The following is a 24,230-nucleotide window of genomic DNA, read 5'->3' as shown; positions in this document are numbered from 1 at the left end:
AATTATTAAAGAATAAAAAATAAAAACAATAAATTAATTGATGGAGGAGATATGCATTATCATTGTGAACATCAGGGGTGGCGGCTTGATGTATTAAATAGTTCTAAATGTTATTTTAGCCAAGTTTTCTCTTTAACTTCATTAGTATCATTAAAATTTCCTTTAGCATTAACATTGCTATTGCCGTATTCATTAAATACTCTGGCGTTATCGGCTACTACCACAAATATCATTCAAGGCTCAGCTCCGTATTTAACGTTTGATGGCGGCAGAACCAAAGCAACTACAACTGATGGTTTGTTAAGTATCACGTTATCAGATGGTAGAACTATTACGCCATCAACCAACACTTCAACTGTCAAAAAACCAATAGTGCTACCCAATGTAAGTGATACCTTTGCTAATGTTGGCATGTTTGTTCCCCCAACAACAGACAAAGTAGAATTAAATACGCTTACTGGTGCTCCCTATAACTACTTGGGTGATGACGATGGAGATGGGCAGGGGGAAGGAGGTATAAATGCAACAGGGAAATTGTTTGTTTATATTAAGGATAATAATAATCAAATGGTTAGTCGTAGCGATACATTAGATATTTGCAGATCACCTTATAAAGTGAAGTTAATTAACTCCAATGGTATATTAAGTACGCAGTATGGCGTACCTAACACCAGCACATTCAATAGTAGCTCGGTCATTTACTATATCGCTCCAAACATGCCGCCTAAAGTTTGCTATGCCAAGCCTGAATTGGGGTATGGGGAAAATTGGGGGGCAGGGAATCACGCTGGTCCTGCAGACATATGGAATCCAAGTAAAGGGTTTCTTGTTCAATCTACCTTGCCTATATCTTATGACCGTAACTTCCCGACCACAGGTGCTAACGGTTTATTCTTTGATTTAGTTATAGGAGGAGCAATTGACCTACTAACTTGGCCAACAGTTACGAATGGAGGTATCACCGCTACCGTGACACCCAATGCGCGTAGTAACACTGTTCGGGTTACACTAACAGGACCAGCGGCAACCGCGGCCGAGCAGCAAGCTGACAGTACAAGTCAAATTAGTAAACCAATTTTACCACAGACATTCGAGTTAGTCGGTTACGATATCAGTGGCAAAGAAGTGGTGAAATATGGCTTTGTCCTGCGGAAATGGTTTATTAACCGTGGAAATAAAAACATGCCTATTTCTAGCCATGCAATTTGGTGTGCTAGTATAGGTTATCGGCTTATAAAAGTAAACGATGTTACTAATGCTGTTTGTGCTGGTAAAGGATCAGGCGCTACCTGCGAAGGCGCAGTTGGCGCCTTACCGTCATCAAGTGACAACGTTTATCAGCGTCAAATTGGAGCAGGTCTATTTAGCGAATGGGGAAAAATGACAAGTTATTCTCATTCGGGCTTTGTTTCCAAATCTAAAAGTGATTATTGGACAAGTGATGCAATAGGAACAAAGCAGCTCTTTGTTTCCTCTCTTTTCGGTTCTGTTTATAGTAATTCCCCCTCTTATAACCTGTATGGGTTGTGCACCTATCCTTAGATTTTAGTGCAGAGTCCTTAATTTTTGAACTGAGAGCGGAATGCTAAGCCAATTAAGGTGAATTTGATAAAGAAAAGTTCCCCCCACTTAAGGGGGCACCGAGCTGATAACGTTAGCGAGTAACGCGCTTTTGTTCTAAATAACAAAAGTTACTAATATAATAGCAGCAATAAAGATACCTGAATCCTCAAAGATCAAATTCTATACTAAACCGTGTATCCACCTAAATCGAATAACTACCTCAAATTTTTTAATACAATTTTTAAGATTTTCACCGATTCCTCTTGAAGCAAATGTTATCGTAATAGCCATGTTTTATCAAAATTCAAAATCCAACGGTAATGAATATACAAAAAACTAACACCTTATTACCCGCAAGAGATATGGCAAGCATCATAAAGAAAAAATAACCATCACTGATTTGGTTAAACACTTTGTGATCAATCTTCCAACTATGTATAACTAGTCAAAAAAGTCCGATTGAAGATAAATATAATCTGGCAAGTGAAACACATAACAAAACTTATCTGGGCGAAATATTCATAAAATCTACCCACCCAAAAGCGAATAGGAAAGCTGAAAGCGTGATACGCACTTTAATGGAGAGACGGCATAATCAGCAAATACTTGAAAATAAAAACTAGATAAAACAAAAAATTAATCAATTTTTAGGAAAACGCCTTATGTGTTTTTAGCCGATTATTTTAATCATGAAGTATAAACACTCTAGCGTTTTCTTACATATAATATCAATAATGGTTTAGTGCTCGTAAAAACTCTTGTCTTGTACTTGGATTTGTTTTAAAACCACCTCCAAGCGCCGTGGTTGTTGTGGTGCTGCTCGAATCTTTAATGCCTCTGGCTTTTACGCAATAATGGATCGCATCAATTGAAACGGCAACATTGACTGTACCAAGTAACGTTTGCAGGGCAACTAAAATTTGCTGCGTTAACCTTTCTTGTACTTGGGGGCGTTGTGAAAAGAACTCAACGATACGATTGATTTTCGATAAACCAATCACTTTATCTTTCGGAATATAAGAAACGGTAGCTTTGCCGTCGATGGTAACAAAATGGTGTTCACAAACACTAGTTAGTGTAATATCGCGAACAGTGATCATCTCATCAACTTGCATTTTATTTTCGATTAGCGTGATTTTCGGAAAATTTTCATAATAAAGACCTGAAAAAATCTCATCAACATACATTTTTGATACACGATGAGGCGTCTCGGCAAGACTATCATCAGTCAAATCCAGCTCCATTAATTTCATAATTTCACGGAAGTGAGCCTCGATTTTTGCTTTACGCTCACTATTATCCATAGCTAGACGGCATGATGGTGTTTCAAGGTTTTTAGCGGCTAGTGCTTCTTTGACTTTTTGCGCGGCAAGAGTTAATTCTGTCATTTATCAAATACTCAGGCGAAATTAGAGGCGATATTATATAACACTCATGATGTAATATACAGTTCTTACAGATTTTTATACTAAAATGCATAGTTTCCTGAAACTTTTTTACATTATATTATTGTCTTCCTAAGAATATTCTAGCTAATTAGGTTATACTATCAGACATTGAATTGACTAACGTTTAGGTAACCATAATGCCAAATAACACACCGATTATTTTAATTGATGGATCATCTTATCTTTATCGCGCTTTTTTTGCATGTCCTCCGTTAACCAATGCTAAAGGTGAGCCAACAGGCGCTATTTTTGGTGTGATTAATATGGTTCGTAGTTTAATTAATCAATACAATTCTTCCCATATTGCTGTGGTATTTGATGCCAAAGGTGGATCATTTCGTAACGAGATCTATAGCGAATATAAAGCTACCCGAGAGGCAATGCCTGAAAATCTTCGTCCCCAAATTGAACCTATTCACACTATTTTGAAAGCCATGGGTTTACCACTACTTTGCGTTGATGGTGTCGAAGCAGATGATGTTATAGGTACATTGGCTAGACAAGCAGAAAAGGAAAATCTTGAAGTATTGATTAGTACTGGCGATAAAGATATGGCTCAGTTGGTGAGTGATAAAATCACGCTTATTAATACCATGAATAATACGATTCTTGATCCAAAAGGCGTTATGGAAAAATTTGGGGTTCCACCCGAAAAGATGATTGATTATTTAGCATTAAGAGGGGATTCTTCCGATAATATTCCTGGTGTACCGGGCATAGGTGAAAAGACGGCACAAAGTTTATTATCTGAATTTGATGGCATAACAGATATCTATAATCGATTGGATGATATTGAAAAATTATCGATCCGGGGCGCTAAATCTTTAAAGAAAAAATTGATTGACAATCAAAATGATGCAGATCTTTCTTATTTACTCGCAACAATCAAAACCGATGTGAAGTTAGATTTTACCAATGAGCAATTATTGGTAGGGGATATTGATGTTAAGGCTCTAATTGAGTTGTTTAATTACTATGGTTTTCATCGTTGGCAAAAAGAATTAATTGGTGGTACCTTTTTAAAACAGCAAAGAAATACCGCGGTAGAAGCCGATGATAATTTCTTCTTATCTACTCAAGAAGAACAACTTACACCAACTTCACAAAACATAAAAACTGATTACCAATGCATATTAACCCATGAACAACTAGATGAATGGCTTGTAAAATTAACAAATAGCAAGCAATTCGCGTTTGATACTGAAACCGATAATGTAGATCATGTGCATGCTAAATTAGTGGGCATATCACTCAGTGTTGAACCTTATCAAGCGGCTTATATTCCACTTGCTCACCAATATTTAGGTGTTCCGAAGCAATTGCCGCTCAATGATGTTTTAGCTAAATTAAAACCGATATTTGAAAATCCAAAAATCCAAAAAATTGCCCAAAATGCGAAATTTGATTACAGCGTGCTGGCAAACTATGGCATAACAGTGCAAGGAATTGCGTTTGATACCATGATTGAATCTTATGTATTAAACAGTAATGACCGTCACGATATGGATAGTTTGGCAAATCGCTATTTGAATCATAAAACCATTACTTATGATGAATTAACTAAATTTGATAAAATTCGAGTGACTATTGATAATATTGATGTAATAAAAACGACGCAATATGCTGCTGAAGATGCCGATATCACGTTACAATTGCATAATAAGTTATGGCCTGATCTTGAACGAGACCAAAAATTAAAAAATCTATTCACTAATATTGAAATGCCACTCACCATTATAATAGCCGAAATGGAAAGAACCGGTGTTTTGATCGATGCCAAGTTATTAAATAAGCATTCTACTGAATTGAACAACAAATTAAACGAAATTCAAGAAAGATTACAATTGTTGGCAGGTGAAAATTTTAATCCGGCATCACCTAAACAAATTCAAGCTCTTTTATTTGATAAGCATCAGTTACCGGTACTCAAAAAGACGCCAAAAGGCGAACCGTCAACCAGTGAAGATGTTTTGAGTGAGCTAGCTAATCAATACGAATTGCCGCGCATGATTTTGCTTTATCGTAGTTTAGCTAAGTTAAAAAATACTTATACCGATAAATTACCCTTGATGATTAGCCCTATCGATCATCGGATCCACACTAATTATAATCAAATCGGTACGATAACGGGTCGATTGTCGTCAAATGAGCCAAATTTACAACATATCCCAGTGAGAACCGAAGAAGGGCGCCGAATTCGACAGGCATTTGTTGCGCCAAAAGGTTATAAGATTATTTCTGCTGATTATTCGCAAATTGAATTACGTATCATGGCGCATCTATCACAAGATAAAAGCTTACTTAACGCTTTTGCTAACGATAAAGATATTCACCGAGTGACGGCTAGCGAAATTTTAGATAAATCTGAATCTGAAGTAACTTTTGAAGAGCGAAGACGGGCAAAAGCAGTTAATTTTGGATTAATTTACGGTATGAGTGCTTTTGGTTTATCTAAACAAATTAATATTACTCGTAAAGAAGCAAGCTTTTATATCGATCGCTATTTTGAACGTTACCCAGGCGTTCAAACTTATATGGACGAAATCCGCCTGCAAGCAGCAGAACAAGGTTATATTGAAACTTTATCTGGTCGACGTTTGTATCTTCCTAAAATTAAATCAGGAAGTGGTATTGAACGTCGCGGCGCTGAGCGTGCCGCCATTAATGCGCCAATGCAAGGTACGGCGGCTGATATCATCAAAACAGCGATGATTAAAGTAAGTGAATGGATTAAAAGCCTGCCTATAGGTAATATTAGGATGGTGATGCAAGTCCACGATGAACTCGTATTTGAAGTAAAAGAGGAATTGATTGAACAGTATCAAACTCAAATAAAATCAATTATGGAAAATTGTTATCAGCTATCTATACCATTAAAAGTGGATGTCGGCGTGGGCGATAATTGGGATGAAGCACACTAATGAGGCTAGATCAGTACTAAATAAATTAGCTTTAACTTAAATAAAATGGCTAAATGTTAATTTTATACTGAAACACATGCTTTTCTGAAACTTTTTTACACAGCATGGTTTAACTTTCTAACATTAATGGCACTATTGCCGAAACCTTTCGGCGTGTTAGAATAGGTAACTAAATCGAATTTATATCAAAATGTTATTCTGTCAGAGCAACAGGCAGAATAAGAAAAGGGAGCGTAAGCCACAGTCTGGTTAATGAGGCGCTCGTTTTTGTTATTTTTAGGATTATTTCATGAAAATCAAAACCCGTTTTGCACCCAGCCCAACAGGCTATTTACACGTAGGTGGTGCTCGTACTGCACTTTATTCTTGGCTTTATACTCGCCATGCAAAAGGTACATTTGTATTACGTATTGAAGATACCGATCTTGAGCGTTCAACACCCGAAGCGATTGAAGCGATTATGGAGGGTATGAATTGGTTAAAATTATCATGGGATGAAGGTCCTTATTATCAAACTAAACGTTTTGATCGTTACCATCAGGTCATTGATGAAATGTTAGCCAAAGGTACCGCTTATCGTTGTTATTGTTCTAAAGAACGCCTTGAAAAATTGCGTGAAGAACAAATTGCAAAAGGTGAAAAGGCGCGTTACGATGGCCATTGCCGTTGTGATTCGGTACAAAAAGAACATTCTCATGATGAACCTCATGTTGTTCGTTTTGCTAATCCTATTGATGGTACCGTTATCTTTAATGATTTAATTCGTGGACCGATTGAGATTGCCAATAAAGAGCTTGATGATCTTATTATTCGTCGCACTGACGGTTCACCAACTTATAATTTCTGTGTGGTTGTTGATGATTGGGATATGGAAATTACCCATGTTATACGTGGTGAAGATCATATCAACAACACGCCTCGCCAGATCAACATTCTCAAAGCGTTAGGTGCGCCATTACCTGAATATGGGCATGTATCGATGATTTTAGGGGATGATGGACAAAAATTATCTAAGCGCCATGGTGCAGTCAGTGTTATGCAATATCGTGATGACGGTTATTTACCCGAAGCGCTACTTAACTATTTAGTACGTCTTGGTTGGTCACATGGCGATCAAGAGATATTTTCAGTACCCGAAATGATTAGTTATTTTTCATTAGATGCGGTGAGTAAATCAGCCAGTGCATTTAATACTGAAAAACTACTTTGGTTAAATCACCATTATATTAATCATTTAGATGCAGATTATGTTGCTCAGCATTTAGTTTGGCATATGAATCAACAAGGCTATGATTTAGCTAACGGTCCCGATCTCATTACAATCATTAAGCTATTTGGCGAACGTTGTAAAACGCTAAAAGAAATAGCTGAATCTTGTTCTTATTGTTATCAAGACTTTGCTGAGTTTGATGCTGATGCGGCTAAAAAACATTTACGTCCAGTCGCCAAAGAGCCATTAGAAGCAATTAAAGCAAAAATTGAAGCGATTGCTGATTTTGATTGGCAAATTGATAAAATTCACCATGCCATTGAAGCAACGGCAACTGAGCTTGATGTTGGTATGGGAAAAGTCGGCATGCCTCTACGCGTTGCCGTAACAGGCATCGGGCAATCACCATCAGTTGATGCGACCGTTTTTGCAGTTGGTAAAAAGCGCACGCTTACTAGAATTGATAAGGCGCTGGCATATATTACACAGCGAGAACAATCTCAAAATTAATAGACATTTATTGCAGGGGATAGATACCCTGCAATTATTTTTGCCAAATCGAGAACTATTATGGTTCGCTTAAAAAAACGCTATTGGATATCACTGAGTATCTTATTTTTGATCGTACTATTTTGCTTGTATGGATGGCGTTATTGGCAGTCATTCAAGCAGAAACATGGGATTATGGTCGACTGGCATGGTGCTAGCATTGGTTTTAAAGGTCTTACTTTTGATGAACTTACTGTAAGTAAGCAATCTCAAATCTCTATAACGGCTAGAAATGTGTTAATTTCGTGGTCACATTTATCAGCAAACAATTTGGATGTTCACTGGCAAATAAATCAATCTGAAACGGTTTTAGATTCTGTCGGCAACGTAGTTGATACTGCTACTGAAAATCTTAATCAATCCGATCTTGATCTCTCTTTGATTCCAACGATTATTTATTGGTCACCTAAGACAATTCATATAGATACATTGCGATTTTATGAACAAGATAAAGAACAATTAGATTTAAAAGTCGATATCAGTAAACAGCAACAAGCTATACAACTTAATCTATCAACCAATACTCAAGATATCACACAATTATCGGCAACTTTATTCTTTGATCAAACTGCCTCACAGTTTAATGTACAAAACGGTCTTTTTAAGTCATCTTTAAATCAATTTGGTCTAAAAAATAGTCATGTAATATTGCCATTTACTGGCTGGGTATCTGGTAATCAATTGGCGTTAATGACTTCAGATAAAGCTTCAATTGACATAGAAAAGACGAATCTTTCTAACGATTTAATCCTTGACTCTGCCGCAGGGAATTTGAACATTCAACTTGAATCAAAAATTCCATTTGATCGTAATCAACTCTTTGTTACAGCAATGCTAACGATGAATAAACTCAATGGTATTTACAAAAGTAGTGAAATCAAATCGGTGACAGGTGATGTCAATATTATTGTTAAAGATAACCGATTTACGATTTCGACGCCGGCGTTAAATGTCCAAGAAGTAAATATGGGTATCGCCTTTAAAAAGGTAAAATTAGTGGGTAGTTATTCCGCTTCATTTAAAGCTCCTAGCAAAGGAGTAGTGACTTGGAAAAAGCTTCAAGCTAATATTTTTTCTGGTTCAATTTTTATTGAACCGAGTAAATTGAATTTAGCTAAATTACCCCAACAATTAAATTTAAAGATAAAACAGATACAATTAAAAGATATTCTTGCTAAATATCCAACAGAAGGGCTTGCTGGCGACGGTACGATTGATGGTTTTTTACCAATGACATTATTAAAAGCGAAAACAAAGAGTGAAGCGGCATTTGAAGTGGCAATTAAAAATGGGCAGCTAACTACAATTAATCAAGGTTATTTACAGTTTGAAAATTCGGCGTTAAAAAATTATGCGCAAAGTAACCCAAATATGAAAATACTCACTGATATTATTAAAAACTTTCATTATACTAAATTACAAGGTACAGTTGATTACGCTAACGACATTGCTAAATTGAAATTGAATATTCAAGGAAGTAATTTAGAAGCTGAAAATGGCAAAGCAGTGAATTTAAATATCAATCTTGAAGAAAATGTGGCTAAATTGCTGATGAGCTTACAGTTATCTGATCAAATTAGTGAGCCAGTTCGTAAACGAATTCAAGCCCGTTTAAAAAAGGAAGCTTCAAAATAAGAGGTCATTTTATGATACGAAATGTGATTGCAATAATGATGCTAAGTAGTGTGTTAATCGGATGTTCGCCAACAGTGAAAGTGCAAGCGCCGAGCGAACCCATTAATATCAATTTGAATGTTAAGATAGACCATGAAATTAATATTAAGGTTGATAAGGCGTTAGATAATATCATTAATAAATCTGGATTATATTAAATTAATCGGTTTTATTTTCATCTATCGATTTGAATGTGACTAATAGAAAAATCTGTATCCGCATTCAAATTAATAAAATATGATGTATTTATTAAGGAGTTTGTTATGACTATTTGTAAAAAAGCAACTGTAGCATTATTGTCTGTCGTTTTATCTTTTTCTACGTTTGCATTAAATTTAGAGCAAGCTATGGATTCATTGAGTCAAGCCAAAGCACAAGGGGTTGTTGGTGAACAGGCTGATGGTTATTTAGGGGTTGTGAAAAATGAAGGTAATGCCACTGAAATTGCGCAACTGATTAATCAAGCTCGTAAAGCTCAGTATCAAAAAGTATCCGCTGAAAGCAATGTTCCTTTAAGTGAAGTAGAAAAAAAGGCGGGTAGTAAAGCGCAAGAAAAAACCCCAGCAGGTCAATATATAAAGCAACAAGGTCAATGGCTAAAAAAATAATGATTACTTTTTGCAATGATAGAAAAAGTATAATGACATTGCGCTTTAATTGTGTATTATTAGTGTGTATGCTGTTTGTTTAAATATTTGTTCATCCTTTTTCTTTTATTTAATAAAAATAAAAAATAGTGTGAAGTTTTTATATAGTTAGTTTTTTTACTTGTAATAGTATCGCTTATGCGATTTGAAATGGAGAAAATCAATGTGTTCGATTTTAGGTATTCTTGATATTAAATCAGATCCAGAACAATTACGAACAAAAGCATTAGAGCTATCATGTCTACAGCGTCATCGTGGTCCTGATTGGTCTGGTATTTTTGCGTCTGATAAAGCTATTCTTGCTCATGAACGTTTATCAATTGTGGATGTTAATACTGGATCTCAGCCTCTTTATAATAAAGATAAAACCCTAGTTTTAGCGGTAAATGGCGAAATTTATAATCATCAAGAACTCCGAAATCAGTACAAAGATCGTTATGAATTTCAAACTGGTTCAGACTGTGAAGTGATTCTGGCTTTATATCAAGAAAAGGGTATTGACTGTCTTGATGAATTACAAGGCATGTTCGCTTTTATCCTTTATGACATCAACAAAGGTAGCTATTTTATCGGTCGTGACCATATTGGTATTATTCCAATGTATACAGGCCATGACGAAAATGGCACATTTTATGTCGCTTCTGAAATGAAAGCGCTTGTGCCTGTTTGTAAAACGATTGAAGCTTTCCCTCCGGGGTGCTATCTATCTAGTACTGACGGTGAAATCAAAACCTATTACAAACGTGACTGGATGGATTATGACAACGTTAAAGATAATAAAGCAGACATCAATGAACTTCGTGTTGCATTAGAAGAGTCAGTAAAAAGTCATTTAATGTCTGATGTTCCTTATGGAGTATTATTATCAGGCGGACTTGATTCTTCAGTCATTTCAGCCATCACTAAAAAATTCTCAGCACGTCGTGTTGAAGATCACGAAAAATCGGAAGCATGGTGGCCACAGTTACACTCATTTGCTGTTGGTCTAAAAGGCGCACCCGACCTTAAAGCTGCGCAAGCGGTTGCGGATCATTTAGGTACGGTTCATCACGAAATTAACTTTACCATTCAAGAAGGTATTGATGCGATTCGTGATGTAATTTATTTCATCGAAACCTATGATGTAACAACCATTCGTGCGTCCACACCAATGTATTTAATGGCGCGTAAAATCAAAGCTATGGGCATTAAAATGGTACTTTCTGGTGAGGGTGCTGATGAAGTGTTTGGTGGTTACCTTTATTTCCACAAAGCACCAAATGCCAAAGAGTTCCATGAAGAAACCGTACGCAAATTAGCAGCGTTACATATGTATGATTGTGCTCGTGCTAATAAGGCGATGGCGGCATGGGGCGTTGAAGCTCGAGTTCCATTCCTTGATAAGAAATTCTTAGATGTTGCTATGCGTATTAATCCAAAAGATAAAATGTGTGGCAGCAATGGCAAAATGGAAAAACACATTGTGCGTGAAGCCTTTGAGTCTTACTTACCTGCATCAGTTGTTTGGCGTCAAAAAGAACAATTCTCTGACGGTGTGGGTTATAGCTGGATTGATACATTAAAAGAGATTGCCGAAAGTAAAATTACTGATCAGCAATTAGAAAATGCAAAGTTCCGTTTCCCATACAATACGCCGACCTCAAAAGAAGCCTATATGTATCGTGAGATTTTTAATGAACTATTCCCACTGGAAAGTGCAGCGCATTGCGTGCCGGGTGGCCCTACAGTTGCTTGCTCAACTGCGAAAGCAATTGAATGGGATGAATCATTTAAAAACCTAAACGATCCGTCTGGACGTGCTGCGGTTGGTGTGCATAACGATGCGTACAAAAAATAATCGGCTTATTGTCCAGTAATATAGCCTAATAAAAAACGGGGACTATCCCCGTTTTTTATTGTTTAAATTAAGTTAAATTTATTAATGTGCAGCGCTTTTAGGTGCACCAATCGGTAAAACAGTACGACCAAATTGCTCATTAATCACTTCTGCCATTGCTAAATAAACAGCACTTGCTCCACAAATAATGCCTTCAAAACCGGCAATATGGATAATGTCATGGTTACCTGAAATATTACCAATGGCTAATAAAGCAAATAAAACCGTTAAACTAGCAAAAACAAATTGTAATGCGCGGTTGCCTTTTAATGTACCAATAAACATAAAGCCAGTAAAAATTCCCCATAAAGCAAGGAAAATACCAACAAAGGTAGCATCAGATGGTGCTGTCGCTGATGAAGTTGGTAAATACCAAATACCCACTAACGCAATCCAAAAGAAACCATAAGAAGTAAATGCTGTTGTACCAAACGTATTGCCTTTTCGAAATTCTAAAATGCCAGCAATGACTTGCGCAAGACCACCATAAAAAATACCCATTGAGACAATAACTGTCATAGCTGGGAAAAATCCAGCATTATGAATATTTAATAAAATTGTTGTCATACCAAATCCCATTAAACCAAGTGGGCCAGGATTTGCAAGTTTTGTTTGTTCCATAAGGATCCTATAAGTTAAATTTGATGATTAAAAAAGAGCGGCAATGATAAGTGCAGAAAACGCGATAATCAAGATTTCAGGGAAAATTATTTTTTTCCCCCCCTTGATATTAATAATAATGTTCCCATTTATGTGAAAACAAAAACATTTCTTTGTGAAATAAAGGCTTGAAAATTAATATTTAAGACCTATATACAAGAAATAAAATACAGATTTTGAGGAGAAAAGATTATGGGTAAAATTATTGGTATTGATTTAGGTACAACAAATTCATGTGTTGCTGTCATGGACAATGGCCAAGCAAAAGTATTAGAAAATGCAGAAGGTGATCGCACAACCCCTTCCATTATTGCTTATACTCAAGATGGTGAAATCTTAGTTGGTCAACCAGCAAAACGTCAAGCAGTAACTAATCCACAAAATACACTATTTGCCATTAAGCGTTTAATTGGCCGTCGTTTTGAAGATGCCGAAGTACAACGTGACGTTAGCATCATGCCATATAAAATTGTAAAAGCCGATAATGGTGATGCATGGGTTGATGTTAAAGGTCAAAAAATTGCGCCACCACAAATTTCTGCTGAAGTTTTAAAGAAAATGAAAAAAACAGCAGAAGATTATCTTGGTGAAGCCGTAACTGAAGCGGTGATTACTGTTCCAGCTTACTTTAACGATGCACAACGTCAAGCAACCAAAGATGCTGGTCGTATTGCAGGACTTGATGTAAAACGTATCATCAACGAACCAACAGCGGCAGCACTTGCTTATGGTTTAGATAAAGATGTAGGTAACCGTACTATTGCTGTTTATGACCTTGGTGGTGGTACATTTGATATTTCTATTATCGAAATCGATGATGTTGATGGCGAAAAAACCTTTGAAGTGTTAGCAACAAATGGTGATACTCACTTAGGTGGTGAAGACTTTGACTCACGTTTAATCAATTATTTAGTTGACGAATTTAAACGTGAACAAAACTTCGATCTAAAAAATGATCCGCTTGCAATGCAACGTTTAAAAGAAGCAGCAGAAAAAGCGAAAATTGAATTATCATCAGCCCAACAAACAGATATTAATCTACCGTACATTACCGCTGATGCAACAGGTCCAAAACATTTAAATATCAAAGTAACACGCGCTAAACTTGAGTCTTTAGTTGAAGATTTAGTTAAACGTTCAATGGATCCTGTAAAAACAGCATTACAAGATGCTGGTCTTTCTGTTTCTGACATTAAAGACGTTATTCTTGTTGGTGGTCAAACACGTATGCCAATGGTTCAAAAAGCGGTTGCTGATTTCTTTGGTAAAGAGCCACGTAAAGATGTAAACCCTGACGAAGCGGTTGCAGTTGGTGCAGCTGTTCAAGGTGGTGTACTTGGTGGTGATGTTAAAGACGTGTTATTACTTGATGTTACGCCATTGTCTTTAGGTATTGAGACTATGGGGGGGGTAATGACAACTTTAATTGAAAAGAACACAACTATTCCAACTAAACATAGTCAAGTGTTCTCAACCGCTGAAGATAATCAATCAGCTGTAACCATTCATGTGTTACAAGGTGAACGTAAACGTGCGGGTGATAACAAATCATTAGGTCAATTCAATCTAGATGGTATTCAAGCGGCTCCTCGCGGTATGCCACAAATTGAAGTCACTTTTGATATTGATGCTGACGGTATTTTGCATGTATCTGCGAAAGACAAAAATACTGGACGTGAACAAAAAATTACGATTAAAGCCTCTTCAGGATTAAGTGAAGAAGAGATTCAAAAAATGGTAAATGATGCGGAAGCTAATGCTGATGCAGACCGTAAATTTGAAGAACTAGCTCAAACTCGTAACCAAGCCGATCATCTTGTTCACTCAACACGTAAACAAGTGACTGAAGCTGGTGATCAGTTATCAGCTGATGATAAAAAAGCAATTGAAGATGCCGTAAGTGCTTTAGAAGTTGCCGCTCGTGGCGAAGATAAAGCAGAAATTGAAGCAAAAATTAATGCATTAATGGAAGCATCTAAAAAATTGCTTGAATTAGCACAACAACAAGCCCAAGCAGCTCAAGGTGCGGGTCAAGCAAATAGTGGAAACACTAATGCGCAAGATGATGTTGTTGATGCAGACTTCAAAGAAGTTGATGATGATAAAAAATAAACATTAACTACAATGTTTTTTAATGAGTTATTTCAACAAGTTTTAAACATATAACAAGTTAAACGGGCGCGAGGTAACTCAAGCCCGTTTAGTTGTTTATACAATCATAAAAAATAAAGGTCAATTATGGCGAAGAAAGATTATTATGAAACATTGGGCGTCAGTAAAAGTGCCAGTGAAAGTGAGATAAAAAAAGCCTATAAACGCCTAGCGATGAAATATCATCCTGATAAAAATCAAGATAACAAAGCCGAAGCAGAAGCAAAGTTCAAAGAGGTGAAAGAAGCTTACGAAATCCTAACTGATCCGCAAAAAAAAGCGGCTTATGATCAATATGGTCATGCTGCTTTTGAACAAGGGCAGGGCGGATCGGGTGGATTCGGCGGATTTGGTGGCTTTGGCGGTGGTGCGTTCGACGATATATTCAGTGATTTTTTTGGTGGCGGTCGTGGGCGTAGTCAAACCGCCTCTCGTGGTAATGACTTACAATACAATATCACCCTAACATTAGAAGAAGCCGCGGCAGGTGTTAGTAAAGAAATTAAAGTACCAACTTGGGTAAGTTGTGATACTTGCCATGGGCAAGGAGCTGAAAAATCTTCTGATGTGGTCACGTGTAATACCTGTCATGGTGCAGGTGTTGTACAAATGCGACAAGGTTTTTTTGCCGTGCAACAAGAGTGCCCAACTTGTCATGGACGGGGTAAAGTGGTTAAAAATCCATGTAAAAAATGTCATGGTGAAGGTCGCATTGAAAAAACGAAAACATTGTCTGTTACTATTCCAGCGGGTGTTGATACTGGCAACCGTATCCGATTATCTGGTGAGGGCGAAGCAGGTTTAAATGGTGCACCATCAGGTGATTTATATGTTCAAATGCAAATTAAACCGCATGCTATTTTTGAGCGAGACGGCACAAATCTGCATTGCGAAATTCCAATTAATATTGCATTGGCATCACTTGGTGGCGAAGTTGAAGTGCCAACCCTAAATGGTAAAGTCAGCTTAACGATTCCTGCTGAAACACAAACTGGTAAAATGTTCCGACTACGAGGCAAAGGCGTCAAATCATTACGCGGTAGTGCGGTAGGTGATCTTTACTGTCATGTTGTGGTTGAAACGCCAGTTAACTTAACCAGCAAACAAAAAGAGCTGCTTAAAGAATTAGGTGAAAGCTTTAAAGCCGATAAAAACTCTAAACACAGCCCCAAAGAAAAAAGCTTTTTTGACAAAGTGAAAAAGTTTTTTGAATAAAACTAATCATAGTTGAAATAATAGCGAGATTAGGTTGCTAATCTCGCATTTTATTTTTATCTTACTGTTTAAGTTTAATATTTTTTACTTTCCTATTTCCATAAAATAATATTTCCTTACAGCAATATTTAAATTAATAATCTTATTAGATAATCGATAGTTATTAACTTTAAATGAATATAGTATACTTTAGTTAAATTATTAATATTAGTTTTGTATGATTTTAATGACATGAAGAGAATAATATCTATGTTTTTTAAAAAGTTTTGGAAAAAATCACCGCCTGATATTAAAGACACACCAAAAGAGCAACAAAGCTCACAAGATCATTTAAGTGTGATAATTCAGAATTTTTGGCAACAGGTAAAGAAATCTGAACAATCTCTTAATGAACTTGAACTTATCGATATAATGGAAAATATCAATAAGCTATTAGATGAAAATCAGTTAGATGTCATTGCTGAAATTACTGTAGGGGATACTAAGAAGCATAAAATTATTTTTACTGCGGATGGAAAAATTGATCGATTCGAGTATGTAATGGAAATTTCCCGACAAGCACCTGATCTTCAGTTTTTCGAAGTAGAAGCATTTCGTCAGCGCATTAATAATGTAGATACATTTGTTATAAAATCTAAAGAGAGTTCTTTCTCATTAGGTGCAACTGATTTATTAATTCAATATAAAGAAAGTTATCGTAAAATATCTATTGGCATTATGCTCGCTAAGACTGTTCCTGAAGATATGGTAAAACAAGCAGAAACGATGGCATTGATTTATCTCGATCATCTATTGGGTGAATATGATTTTGCTATTAGAGTAGAATCTATTGAGTTTTTAAAGACAGATCAAAATGCTGCTACCGTTCCTGCTAACCAATTTGTAACTATTTTTGATCGGTTATGGAAAGAAGATTTAAAACACACAGGTGTACTTAATGCTCAAGAGGATCAATGGATTGTATTTGAATTAATGGATCTTAAAATGTTAGTGCATCGTAATGAAGCGGCTAATTCTTTGGTAGGGCATGAAAATTATTGTTATGCACTTAATGTTATTGTTGATATTGATAGTAAAGAGACTCTTTCAGCTGTTTATGAATTAGAAGATGCTATCAATCTTGCTTTACGTGCTGATGAGCGAGGCATTCATTGTCAAAATAGTTTTAGTCAAGGTGTAAGGAATATGTTATGGCATGTAGGAAATAAACACTCAGCACTTCAATTAGTACAACAGATAACAAACCGATATAATACATTATCAGTTAAAATTGAATGTGAGTTCGATCCTTTCTGGCGACAGTATTTACGTTGGGTTGAATGTCATCAAGCATAAAAAGTATCTACGATTAATAGATGCTTTTTCGCGTAATAACAACTGTGTTAGCATATTGTGATATTTAAGTTATAAAAAAAGGATAACCTAATTACTTAGATTATCCTTTATAAACTTACACTCGATTTAATTAGATTTTAGTCGTAAATGTACGAGCAATAACGTCGCGTTGTTGTTCTGCTGTTAGTGAGTTAAAACGCACGGCATAACCAGACACACGAATGGTTAATTGTGGGTATTTTTCTGGATGCTGTACGGCATCTTCCAAAGTTTCACGACGAAGAACGTTCACATTTAAGTGTTGACCGCCTTCAACTTTAATCGTTGGTGCAACATCTAATGGAACTTCACGATATTCGAATTGACCTAGTTCTGTAGTCGGGATCACTTGATCTTCTTTATAAACTGATTTAGCAGCTACACAGCGCGCTTCTTTTGTCGCGTCGTCTAATAACCAGAAAGAGTTAAGAAGTGCTGCATTGTCTGCTTTAGTAATTTGGATACCTTTAATCATTTTAAATCCTCCTAACGGGGCCTTATTGCCCTAAAATAATTAGGGTTAATATAGCACTTTGAATATTTGATTAAAGTCAAAAAAAGCTATCGATTCAATAAGTAATACCTTTGTTTAGTATTTTAGTTATGATTGTATAAACACACTTTATTATATTAATTATTTCTTGATTTATTAACCATGTCTATTGTCTTTTAAAAAATAAAGGGACGCAACAGGATATTTATTTAGTCAAACTTGTTGTGATTTAAAATATTGTCAAAATATGCCATTAGTATTGAGGCATTAAATAATGGGTTGTTATTGTATGCCTAACTGAATATTTAACAATTTTGATTTAGCGCGGTTTAAGCTCAATAGCATTAGGTTTATTATGATTTTTAGGTATAATTATTGCAATCAGCAAATAGTGTTGTTGAGTCATATAAAATTATAGTATAGGTATTGTATGAATAATCAATTAACATGGCATGACGTTATCGGCGGTGAAAAACAGAAGCCCTATTTTCAACATATAATGCAATTTGTGGCATCTGAGCGCGCTAATGGTAAGATTGTGTATCCACCACAGCATGATGTGTTTAATGCGTTTCGTTTCACGCCATTTGATCAAATCAAAGTCGTGATTTTAGGGCAAGATCCTTATCATGGTCCTAATCAAGCCCACGGACTTTCATTTTCTGTTTTACCTGGAATTAAGCCACCGCCATCGTTAATGAATATTTATAAAGAGCTATCAACGGATATTGATGGATTTACAATTCCTTCTCATGGCTATTTAGCTTCTTGGGCGACTCAAGGCGTATTATTATTAAATAATGTGCTGACGGTTGAAGCAGGGCAGGCGCATTCTCATGCAAAAATAGGTTGGGAAACCTTTACTGACCATGTGATAGCCGCAATTGATAAGCATCTTGAGGGTGTGGTTTTTTTATTGTGGGGAGCACCTGCACAAAAAAAAGGTCAGTTTATTAATCGTCAAAAGCACCATGTATTAACGTCAGTGCATCCATCGCCGTTATCTGCTCATCGTGGCTTTTTGGGGGGTAAGCATTTTTCAAAAGCGAATGATCTTATTATACAACAAGGCAAAGCAGCCATAGATTGGCAGCCAAGACTACCGGAAAAAGTGAATGAATAGCCATAAAAAACGTCGAACGGGTTTGCAAGAAATCGCCAATTTAATTGGGATTAGTAAAATGACAGTTAGTCGTTTTTTACGTGATCCCAATCTAGTCTCTAAACCACTTCAATTACAAATTTCAGCTGCGATAGATGAGCTTGGTTACATTCCGAATAAAGCACCCGATATGCTGTCTAATGCCAAAAGTAATGCGATTGGTATTGTGTTTCCTTCTTTTACCAATCAAGTTTTTGCTGATATTTTAAAAGGTATTGAAACGGTGACTGATGCTAGGGGATATCAAACCATGATTACCCATACTGGCTATAGTGCAGAAAAAGAAGAATCACGTTTACGTTCATTACTTTCTTATAATATTGACGGATTAATTTTAACCGAAAGAACACATACTCCAGCAACATTAAAAATGATTGAAATTTCGGGTATACCTGTTGTTGAAATTATGGATAGTGTTTCACCTTGCATTGATATGGCGGTTGGCTTTGATAATTTTACTGCGACTAAAAAGATGATTCAGCGAATGATAAATAAAGGGCATCGAAATATTGTCTATTTTAGCGCAAGGCAAGACCAACGAAGTATTATTCGTCAACAAGGTTATGAAAAGGCAATGGAAGAAGCAGGATTGACACCTCGAACGCTAGCGACTAAAGAAGCATCGTCTTATGAATTAGGGGCAAGATTTTTGCATCAAATTTTAACAGAGTTTCCTAGTGTTGATGGTATTTTTAGTACCAATGATGATTTGGCTTTAGGGGTGCTGCTTGAGTGTCAGAGGATAGGGATTGAAGTGCCAAAACAGATAGCGATTGTTGGGTTTCATGGACATCAAATTGGTCAATTTATGAATCCTAAATTAGCGTCTATACAGACACCCAGAATTGACATGGGAAAAATTGCCGCAGAACTATTATTAAAACGAATTAATGGCGAGCAGGTCGATCAAAAAGTGATTGATATGCCAGTTGAGTATTTAGACGGCGAAAGTATTTGATAAAACAGAAAGTCGGATTGAGAATCATCTAACCTTACCACATTTAGTAATAAGGTTATTCGTAAATTATAAACCTTTAGGGTTTTCACCATATTGGTTAGGACCAGAAGTTGAATCGGTATACATAAGTTTTAATAGCGTATAAGGTGTTGCGGTCCAAAAGTACCAACCCGGTTTATCAACATCATGCAAACGGCGTACTGTAACTGCGCAATTAGGAACAAATAAAGTCAATGTCAAGCTCAAAGTTAAAACGAGGTTATTTTTCATCATATTATCAATAATTATCATCAAAATAATTAGAACAATATAGATCGAAGAGAACATCCAATATTCTTCACGGCAAGCTCGCCCATTAAAATTTGCATAATTTATTGTAATACAATCAATAAACCAATTCATTCCCTATCCCTTTTTATTTAATAACTGACAATCATTCTAATGAAATAAAACGAAAATTAAACGATTTTTATTGTTGATATTTTTACTAATATTTACACTGTCGATAAACCTGTTGATTTCAGGTTTTCATAAAGTGAGATCTATGTTAGAATCGCCCCTCAGTGGTTATTTATACCGACTAACAGATTATAGAAAATAACACTGAGGCCCTCCATGAAAATAGTTGAAGTAAAACACCCTCTTGTACGCCATAAAATTGGTTTAATGCGTGAACACGATATTAGCACCAAAGACTTTCGCGATCTTGCCAGCGAAGTTGGCAGTTTATTAACTTATGAAGCCACTGCGGATCTACCTACCGAAACAGTAACGATCAATGGTTGGTGTGGGCCTGTTGAAGTTGAACGTATCAAAGGTAAAAAAATTACGGTGGTACCTATTTTACGCGCAGGTTTAGGTATGATGGATGGTGTGCTTGAACATATACCAAGTGCGCGTATTAGCGTTGTTGGTTTTTACCGTAATGAAGAAACGCTCGAACCTGTTCCTTATTTCGAGAAGTTAACCTCAGATATTGGAGAGCGAATGGCTTTAGTTGTTGATCCAATGCTAGCAACAGGTGGGTCAATGGTAGCGACAATCGATTTGCTTAAAAAAGCAGGTTGTAAAAATATTAAAGTATTAGTTTTGGTTGCCGCACCAGAAGGAATTAAAGTGCTTGAACAAGCTCATCCTGACGTTGAACTTTATACTGCATCGATTGATGAGAGGTTGAATGAAAAAGGCTACATATTGCCCGGCCTGGGTGATGCAGGAGACAAAATCTTCGGCACAAAATAGAATCTCAAAATTTAGACCGGTTTATCCGGTTTTTTTATGCCTGTTAATCAGACAAATTATATACAAACTTAGTTAAGTAAGAGAGGCGCAATGTGAGTAATATCACAACAGACAAATCAAAAAATATAACATCACTGCATAAGCATTCTTGGCAGGATATTTTTACTGGCGCACAAATGTTATTTGTCGCATTTGGAGCATTGGTATTAGTACCGTTGTTAACGGGGTTAAATCCCAATGTAGCGCTTTTTACTGCTGGAGTAGGTACTTTATTATTTCAATTAACCACGAAAGGTAAGGTACCGGTATTTTTAGCTTCATCATTTGCGTTTATTGCCCCTATCTCATTTGGTGTTGCGCAGTGGGGGATCCCCGCTACTTTAGGCGGTTTAGTTGCCGCGGGGTTAGTTTTTATGTTTTTTGCTTTTTTAGTCAAAATGAATGGTAGCCATGTTATTGACCGCATCTTACCGCCGGTTGTGACAGGTCCAATTATTATGGTTATTGGCTTATCGCTTGCGCCGGTTACCGTTGGGATGGCAATGGGTAAAAATAGTGGACTACAAGCTGAAAATTATCAATTGATTCTTATTTCAATGGCTTCACTATTAACAACGTTAGTGGTGGCTATTTGGGCAAAAGGTTTTTTAAAATTATTACCTATTATTTCGGGTATTGTGGTTGGTTATACGCTTTCTTGTATGTTCGGTATTGTCAATTTTCAACCGGTGATTGATGCTCCGTGGTTTAAAATACCTGATTTCACGTTTCCTGAATTTCACTGGCAAGCAATTTTGTATATGCTGCCAATTGTGATTGCACCAACCATTGAACATGTTGGTGATATTATGGCAATTAGTACTGTCACAGGTAAAGATTATACGCGTGATCCTGGCTTACAGCGCACATTACTCGGTGATGGATTGGCAACTTCGACAGCGGGATTTTTTGGTGGACCACCCTGTATTACTTATGCGGAAGTAATTGGTGCGGTAACGTTAACGCGTAATTTTAAAACTCGCGTCATGACATGGGCGGCAATTTGGGCCATTTTAATGTCTTTTATTGGCAAAATTGGTGCATTTTTAGGCTCAATTCCAACTGTAGTCATGGGGGGAATTATGGTGCTATTGTTTGGTTCCATTGCATCAGTGGGCATAAATATTTTAGTTAAACACAAAGTGGATCTTTCCGTGCCTCGAAATATGTGTATTGTCTCATTAGTTTTAGTTTTTGGGATCGGTGGAATGATCTTTGATTTTGGATCGTATGCCCTACAAGGTATCAGTTTATGCGGTATCTTAGCGATTGTGTTAAATCTAATTCTGCCACATCAAGCCAAACCGACCAACTCTCACTAAATGAACAAATATATCGTTGGCCATGTTTATCGCCAACGATATTTGCAATGTAACGGTATACACTCCTCAACGTTTTTACAAAACTAAATAATTAAATTAAAAAACAAAATGGTTGAGTAAGCTGAGTCGTTTTTTATATCTAAATCTTTTTTCATTTTTTTGCACTATTTTAGGGAGAGTTACAATACTAATCCATTTTCTTGCATGATTCGACCAATTCGGCGACGGGGTAATATTATACTTTTCTTTCTAAGCTCTACTTGTAGTTGTCTTGTTCCATAGGATTGATAGTTATCGTTAAATACCGCTTTCACTTTTTCATCAAGCATTTTGTCTGTTTTTTTACTGGTTAATTGTGGTTGATAATAGAAGCTATTTCTTGACACTTGTAAACATCGACATAACGCACGTAAGCTATATCGATGTTGATTCTCGGTGATTAATTTGATTTTCGTCCTATTATCAACGCAGCTTGCTTTAGGATGTCATGCTCCATTAACAAATGCTTATTTTCTTTACGTAGGGCTATAAGCTCATTTTCTTGAGCACTACAATTAGCTTGAGCTGTAAATTCACCAGTGGTTTGATATTGCTTAATCCACTTATTTAATGCAGATTTAGTCAGGTCATATTCGGCGACAATATCCGCTCGTTTTTTGCCATTTTGATATAGCATCACCATCTGTTTTTTAAATTCATTAGTAAAACTGCGTTTTTCTCTTCTTGAAATGGGATTTGTCATTGTTGGTTCCTTTTGTTTTTTGGGTTATCATAACAATGACCTTATTAGACTGGACTAATTAGTGTAGCCGATCCAGAATATACGGAGAATCCTATAGGGTTTGAAGGTATTTATTCTAGGGAACCTACTAAATATTTATTCCAATACTCAAGATGATTAAATATTATGAAAAATAAAATATTATATATTTGTATAGTATCAAGTATATTGCCTCTTCTTGATTCTAGTGTAATAAATATTACACTAGAATCAATATCAATAACTTTTAATAGAAGTGTGGAAATTATATCATGGGGTATTACTACTTATATTATAGGTACATCAATTGGTATCCCATTAGTTCCTTATCTATCCAAACAATATGGATCCATTAAGCTATGGCGGTTTGCAATTTTGTTTTTTTTAATTGGATCATTTATATGTGGATTAACAAGCAATTTTTACTTATTTATTATTGGTAGAATAATACAAGGCCTAAGTGCTGGTTTATTAATACCTTTAGTGCAAGTAATTTTAGTCTCATACTTCGGAAAAGAAAATGCTAGATCGACTATGGCACTTGTGGGAATCCCTGCTATTTTTGCTCCAGCTATTGCACCATTACTTGGTTCTATAATAACTGAATATTTTTCTTGGAGAGTTTTGTTTTTTATAAATATACCATTAATAATACATGTGCTTTTTTTATCTAAAAAAATGTGTTTTACTTCTGAAAAATGTATACAACAAAAAATCATTTTTTTTGATATCATGTTAATATCAATTGGGTATGCACTATCTTTATATGCTTTATTTCAAATTAATATAAATAATTATAGTATAAGGAACTTGAGTACCTTTTTGCTTGGTATATTTTTGATGTAAATACCCCAAACTTAGTACACAACTTACGTAGAAAATTAAGCTGCCTGTTTTAATGTTTTATACTCAATCGGTGTCATGTTATTTAATGCCTCATGCGGTCTTTCGGTGTTATACACTGTT

21 protein-coding genes are annotated in these 24,230 nt (G+C 36.0%); 15 read left to right on the top strand and 6 right to left on the bottom strand.

Annotated elements, in window-relative coordinates; all coding sequences use genetic code 11:
• Nucleotides 1-51 precede the first annotated feature (51 nt).
• On the top strand, nucleotides 52-1,542 hold the full coding sequence (locus A9G24_RS07090) for a hypothetical protein (RefSeq protein ID WP_065638385.1): 1,491 nt from the start codon (nucleotides 52-54) through the stop codon (nucleotides 1,540-1,542).
• Between the two features lie 749 nt (nucleotides 1,543-2,291).
• On the opposite strand, the gene folE is transcribed toward A9G24_RS07090, so the two are convergent.
• Nucleotides 2,292-2,951, bottom strand: coding sequence for a GTP cyclohydrolase I FolE (folE, locus tag A9G24_RS07085; RefSeq protein WP_065638384.1), 660 nt, complete (start codon nucleotides 2,949-2,951; stop codon nucleotides 2,292-2,294).
• 197 nt (nucleotides 2,952-3,148) lie between these two features.
• Here folE and polA point away from each other — a divergent pair, with 197 nt between their 5' ends.
• From polA to asnB, 6 genes are all read left to right on the top strand, one after another.
• Entirely contained in the window at nucleotides 3,149-5,932 is a 2,784-nt protein-coding gene (gene polA / locus A9G24_RS07080) for a DNA polymerase I (protein WP_065638383.1), read from the top strand.
• 289 nt (nucleotides 5,933-6,221) lie between these two features.
• Complete coding sequence (gene gltX, locus A9G24_RS07075) at nucleotides 6,222-7,652, top strand: glutamate--tRNA ligase (protein ID WP_065638382.1); 1,431 nt, start codon at nucleotides 6,222-6,224, stop codon at nucleotides 7,650-7,652.
• A 60-nt stretch (nucleotides 7,653-7,712) separates the two neighbouring features.
• Complete coding sequence (locus A9G24_RS07070; RefSeq protein WP_065638381.1) at nucleotides 7,713-9,326, top strand: intermembrane phospholipid transport protein YdbH family protein; 1,614 nt, start codon at nucleotides 7,713-7,715, stop codon at nucleotides 9,324-9,326.
• An 11-nt stretch (nucleotides 9,327-9,337) separates the two neighbouring features.
• Complete coding sequence (locus tag A9G24_RS07065) at nucleotides 9,338-9,523, top strand: YnbE family lipoprotein (protein WP_065588281.1); 186 nt, start codon at nucleotides 9,338-9,340, stop codon at nucleotides 9,521-9,523.
• 105 nt (nucleotides 9,524-9,628) lie between these two features.
• The gene (locus A9G24_RS07060) at nucleotides 9,629-9,973 is read left to right on the top strand and encodes a YdbL family protein (protein WP_065638380.1); all 345 of its coding nucleotides are present in this window, start codon (nucleotides 9,629-9,631) and stop codon (nucleotides 9,971-9,973) included.
• A gap of 202 nt (nucleotides 9,974-10,175) precedes the next feature.
• Nucleotides 10,176-11,849 (top strand): asparagine synthase B, encoded by a 1,674-nt coding sequence (gene asnB / locus A9G24_RS07055; protein WP_065638379.1) that lies wholly within the window; start codon nucleotides 10,176-10,178, stop codon nucleotides 11,847-11,849.
• Between the two features lie 81 nt (nucleotides 11,850-11,930).
• Here asnB and satP read toward each other — a convergent pair whose 3' ends face one another.
• Entirely contained in the window at nucleotides 11,931-12,509 is a 579-nt protein-coding gene (gene satP, locus A9G24_RS07050; RefSeq protein WP_065638378.1) for an acetate uptake transporter, read from the bottom strand.
• A 231-nt stretch (nucleotides 12,510-12,740) separates the two neighbouring features.
• On the opposite strand from satP, the gene dnaK reads away from it, so the two are divergent.
• The 3 genes from dnaK (at nucleotide 12,741) to A9G24_RS07035 (ending at nucleotide 17,249) form a co-directional block, all read left to right on the top strand.
• Nucleotides 12,741-14,660 (top strand): molecular chaperone DnaK, encoded by a 1,920-nt coding sequence (gene dnaK / locus A9G24_RS07045; protein WP_065638377.1) that lies wholly within the window; start codon nucleotides 12,741-12,743, stop codon nucleotides 14,658-14,660.
• A 126-nt stretch (nucleotides 14,661-14,786) separates the two neighbouring features.
• Nucleotides 14,787-15,914 carry a molecular chaperone DnaJ gene (gene dnaJ, locus A9G24_RS07040; protein WP_065638376.1) on the top strand — a complete coding sequence of 376 codons (1,128 nt, stop codon included), beginning with the start codon at nucleotides 14,787-14,789 and terminating at the stop codon, nucleotides 15,912-15,914.
• 249 nt (nucleotides 15,915-16,163) lie between these two features.
• Complete coding sequence (locus A9G24_RS07035) at nucleotides 16,164-17,249, top strand: hypothetical protein (protein WP_065638375.1); 1,086 nt, start codon at nucleotides 16,164-16,166, stop codon at nucleotides 17,247-17,249.
• A 130-nt stretch (nucleotides 17,250-17,379) separates the two neighbouring features.
• Here the strand turns inward: A9G24_RS07035 and grcA are convergent, their stop codons facing one another.
• Nucleotides 17,380-17,763, bottom strand: a complete 384-nt coding sequence (gene grcA / locus A9G24_RS07030) for an autonomous glycyl radical cofactor GrcA (RefSeq protein ID WP_065638374.1) — start codon at nucleotides 17,761-17,763, stop codon at nucleotides 17,380-17,382.
• Between the two features lie 448 nt (nucleotides 17,764-18,211).
• Here grcA and ung point away from each other — a divergent pair, with 448 nt between their 5' ends.
• Both ung and gntR read left to right on the top strand, forming a co-directional pair.
• Nucleotides 18,212-18,904, top strand: a complete 693-nt coding sequence (gene ung / locus A9G24_RS07025; protein WP_065638373.1) for a uracil-DNA glycosylase — start codon at nucleotides 18,212-18,214, stop codon at nucleotides 18,902-18,904.
• Nucleotides 18,897-19,901, top strand: a complete 1,005-nt coding sequence (gene gntR, locus A9G24_RS07020; RefSeq protein WP_065638372.1) for a gluconate operon transcriptional repressor GntR — start codon at nucleotides 18,897-18,899, stop codon at nucleotides 19,899-19,901. The genes ung and gntR overlap by 8 nt, the downstream gene beginning before the upstream one ends.
• Nucleotides 19,902-19,967: 66 nt before the next feature.
• Here the strand turns inward: gntR and A9G24_RS07015 are convergent, their stop codons facing one another.
• Nucleotides 19,968-20,303 carry a DUF805 domain-containing protein gene (locus A9G24_RS07015; protein WP_065638371.1) on the bottom strand — a complete coding sequence of 112 codons (336 nt, stop codon included), beginning with the start codon at nucleotides 20,301-20,303 and terminating at the stop codon, nucleotides 19,968-19,970.
• A gap of 213 nt (nucleotides 20,304-20,516) precedes the next feature.
• Between A9G24_RS07015 and upp the strand changes: the two genes are divergently transcribed.
• Nucleotides 20,517-21,143: a uracil phosphoribosyltransferase gene (gene upp / locus A9G24_RS07010; RefSeq protein ID WP_065638370.1), complete on the top strand. Its 627-nt coding sequence runs from the start codon at nucleotides 20,517-20,519 to the stop codon at nucleotides 21,141-21,143.
• A gap of 101 nt (nucleotides 21,144-21,244) precedes the next feature.
• Nucleotides 21,245-22,504, top strand: coding sequence for a uracil-xanthine permease family protein (locus A9G24_RS07005; protein ID WP_065638406.1), 1,260 nt, complete (start codon nucleotides 21,245-21,247; stop codon nucleotides 22,502-22,504).
• A 179-nt stretch (nucleotides 22,505-22,683) separates the two neighbouring features.
• Here A9G24_RS07005 and A9G24_RS12500 read toward each other — a convergent pair whose 3' ends face one another.
• Both A9G24_RS12500 and A9G24_RS07000 read right to left on the bottom strand, forming a co-directional pair.
• Nucleotides 22,684-22,890 (bottom strand): IS3 family transposase, encoded by a 207-nt coding sequence (locus tag A9G24_RS12500; protein ID WP_141673102.1) that lies wholly within the window; start codon nucleotides 22,888-22,890, stop codon nucleotides 22,684-22,686.
• A gap of 53 nt (nucleotides 22,891-22,943) precedes the next feature.
• Complete coding sequence (locus tag A9G24_RS07000) at nucleotides 22,944-23,246, bottom strand: transposase (RefSeq protein WP_081303119.1); 303 nt, start codon at nucleotides 23,244-23,246, stop codon at nucleotides 22,944-22,946.
• Nucleotides 23,247-23,411: 165 nt separating this feature from the next.
• Between A9G24_RS07000 and A9G24_RS06995 the strand changes: the two genes are divergently transcribed.
• Nucleotides 23,412-24,110: an MFS transporter gene (locus A9G24_RS06995; RefSeq protein ID WP_065638369.1), complete on the top strand. Its 699-nt coding sequence runs from the start codon at nucleotides 23,412-23,414 to the stop codon at nucleotides 24,108-24,110.
• Nucleotides 24,111-24,230: the final 120 nt, after the last annotated feature.

Source organism: Gilliamella sp. App6-5, assembly GCF_001690525.1.
Lineage (GTDB): Bacteria > Pseudomonadota > Gammaproteobacteria > Enterobacterales > Orbaceae > Gilliamella > Gilliamella apicola_H.
This window is presented reverse-complemented; position numbering and strand designations above follow the sequence as displayed.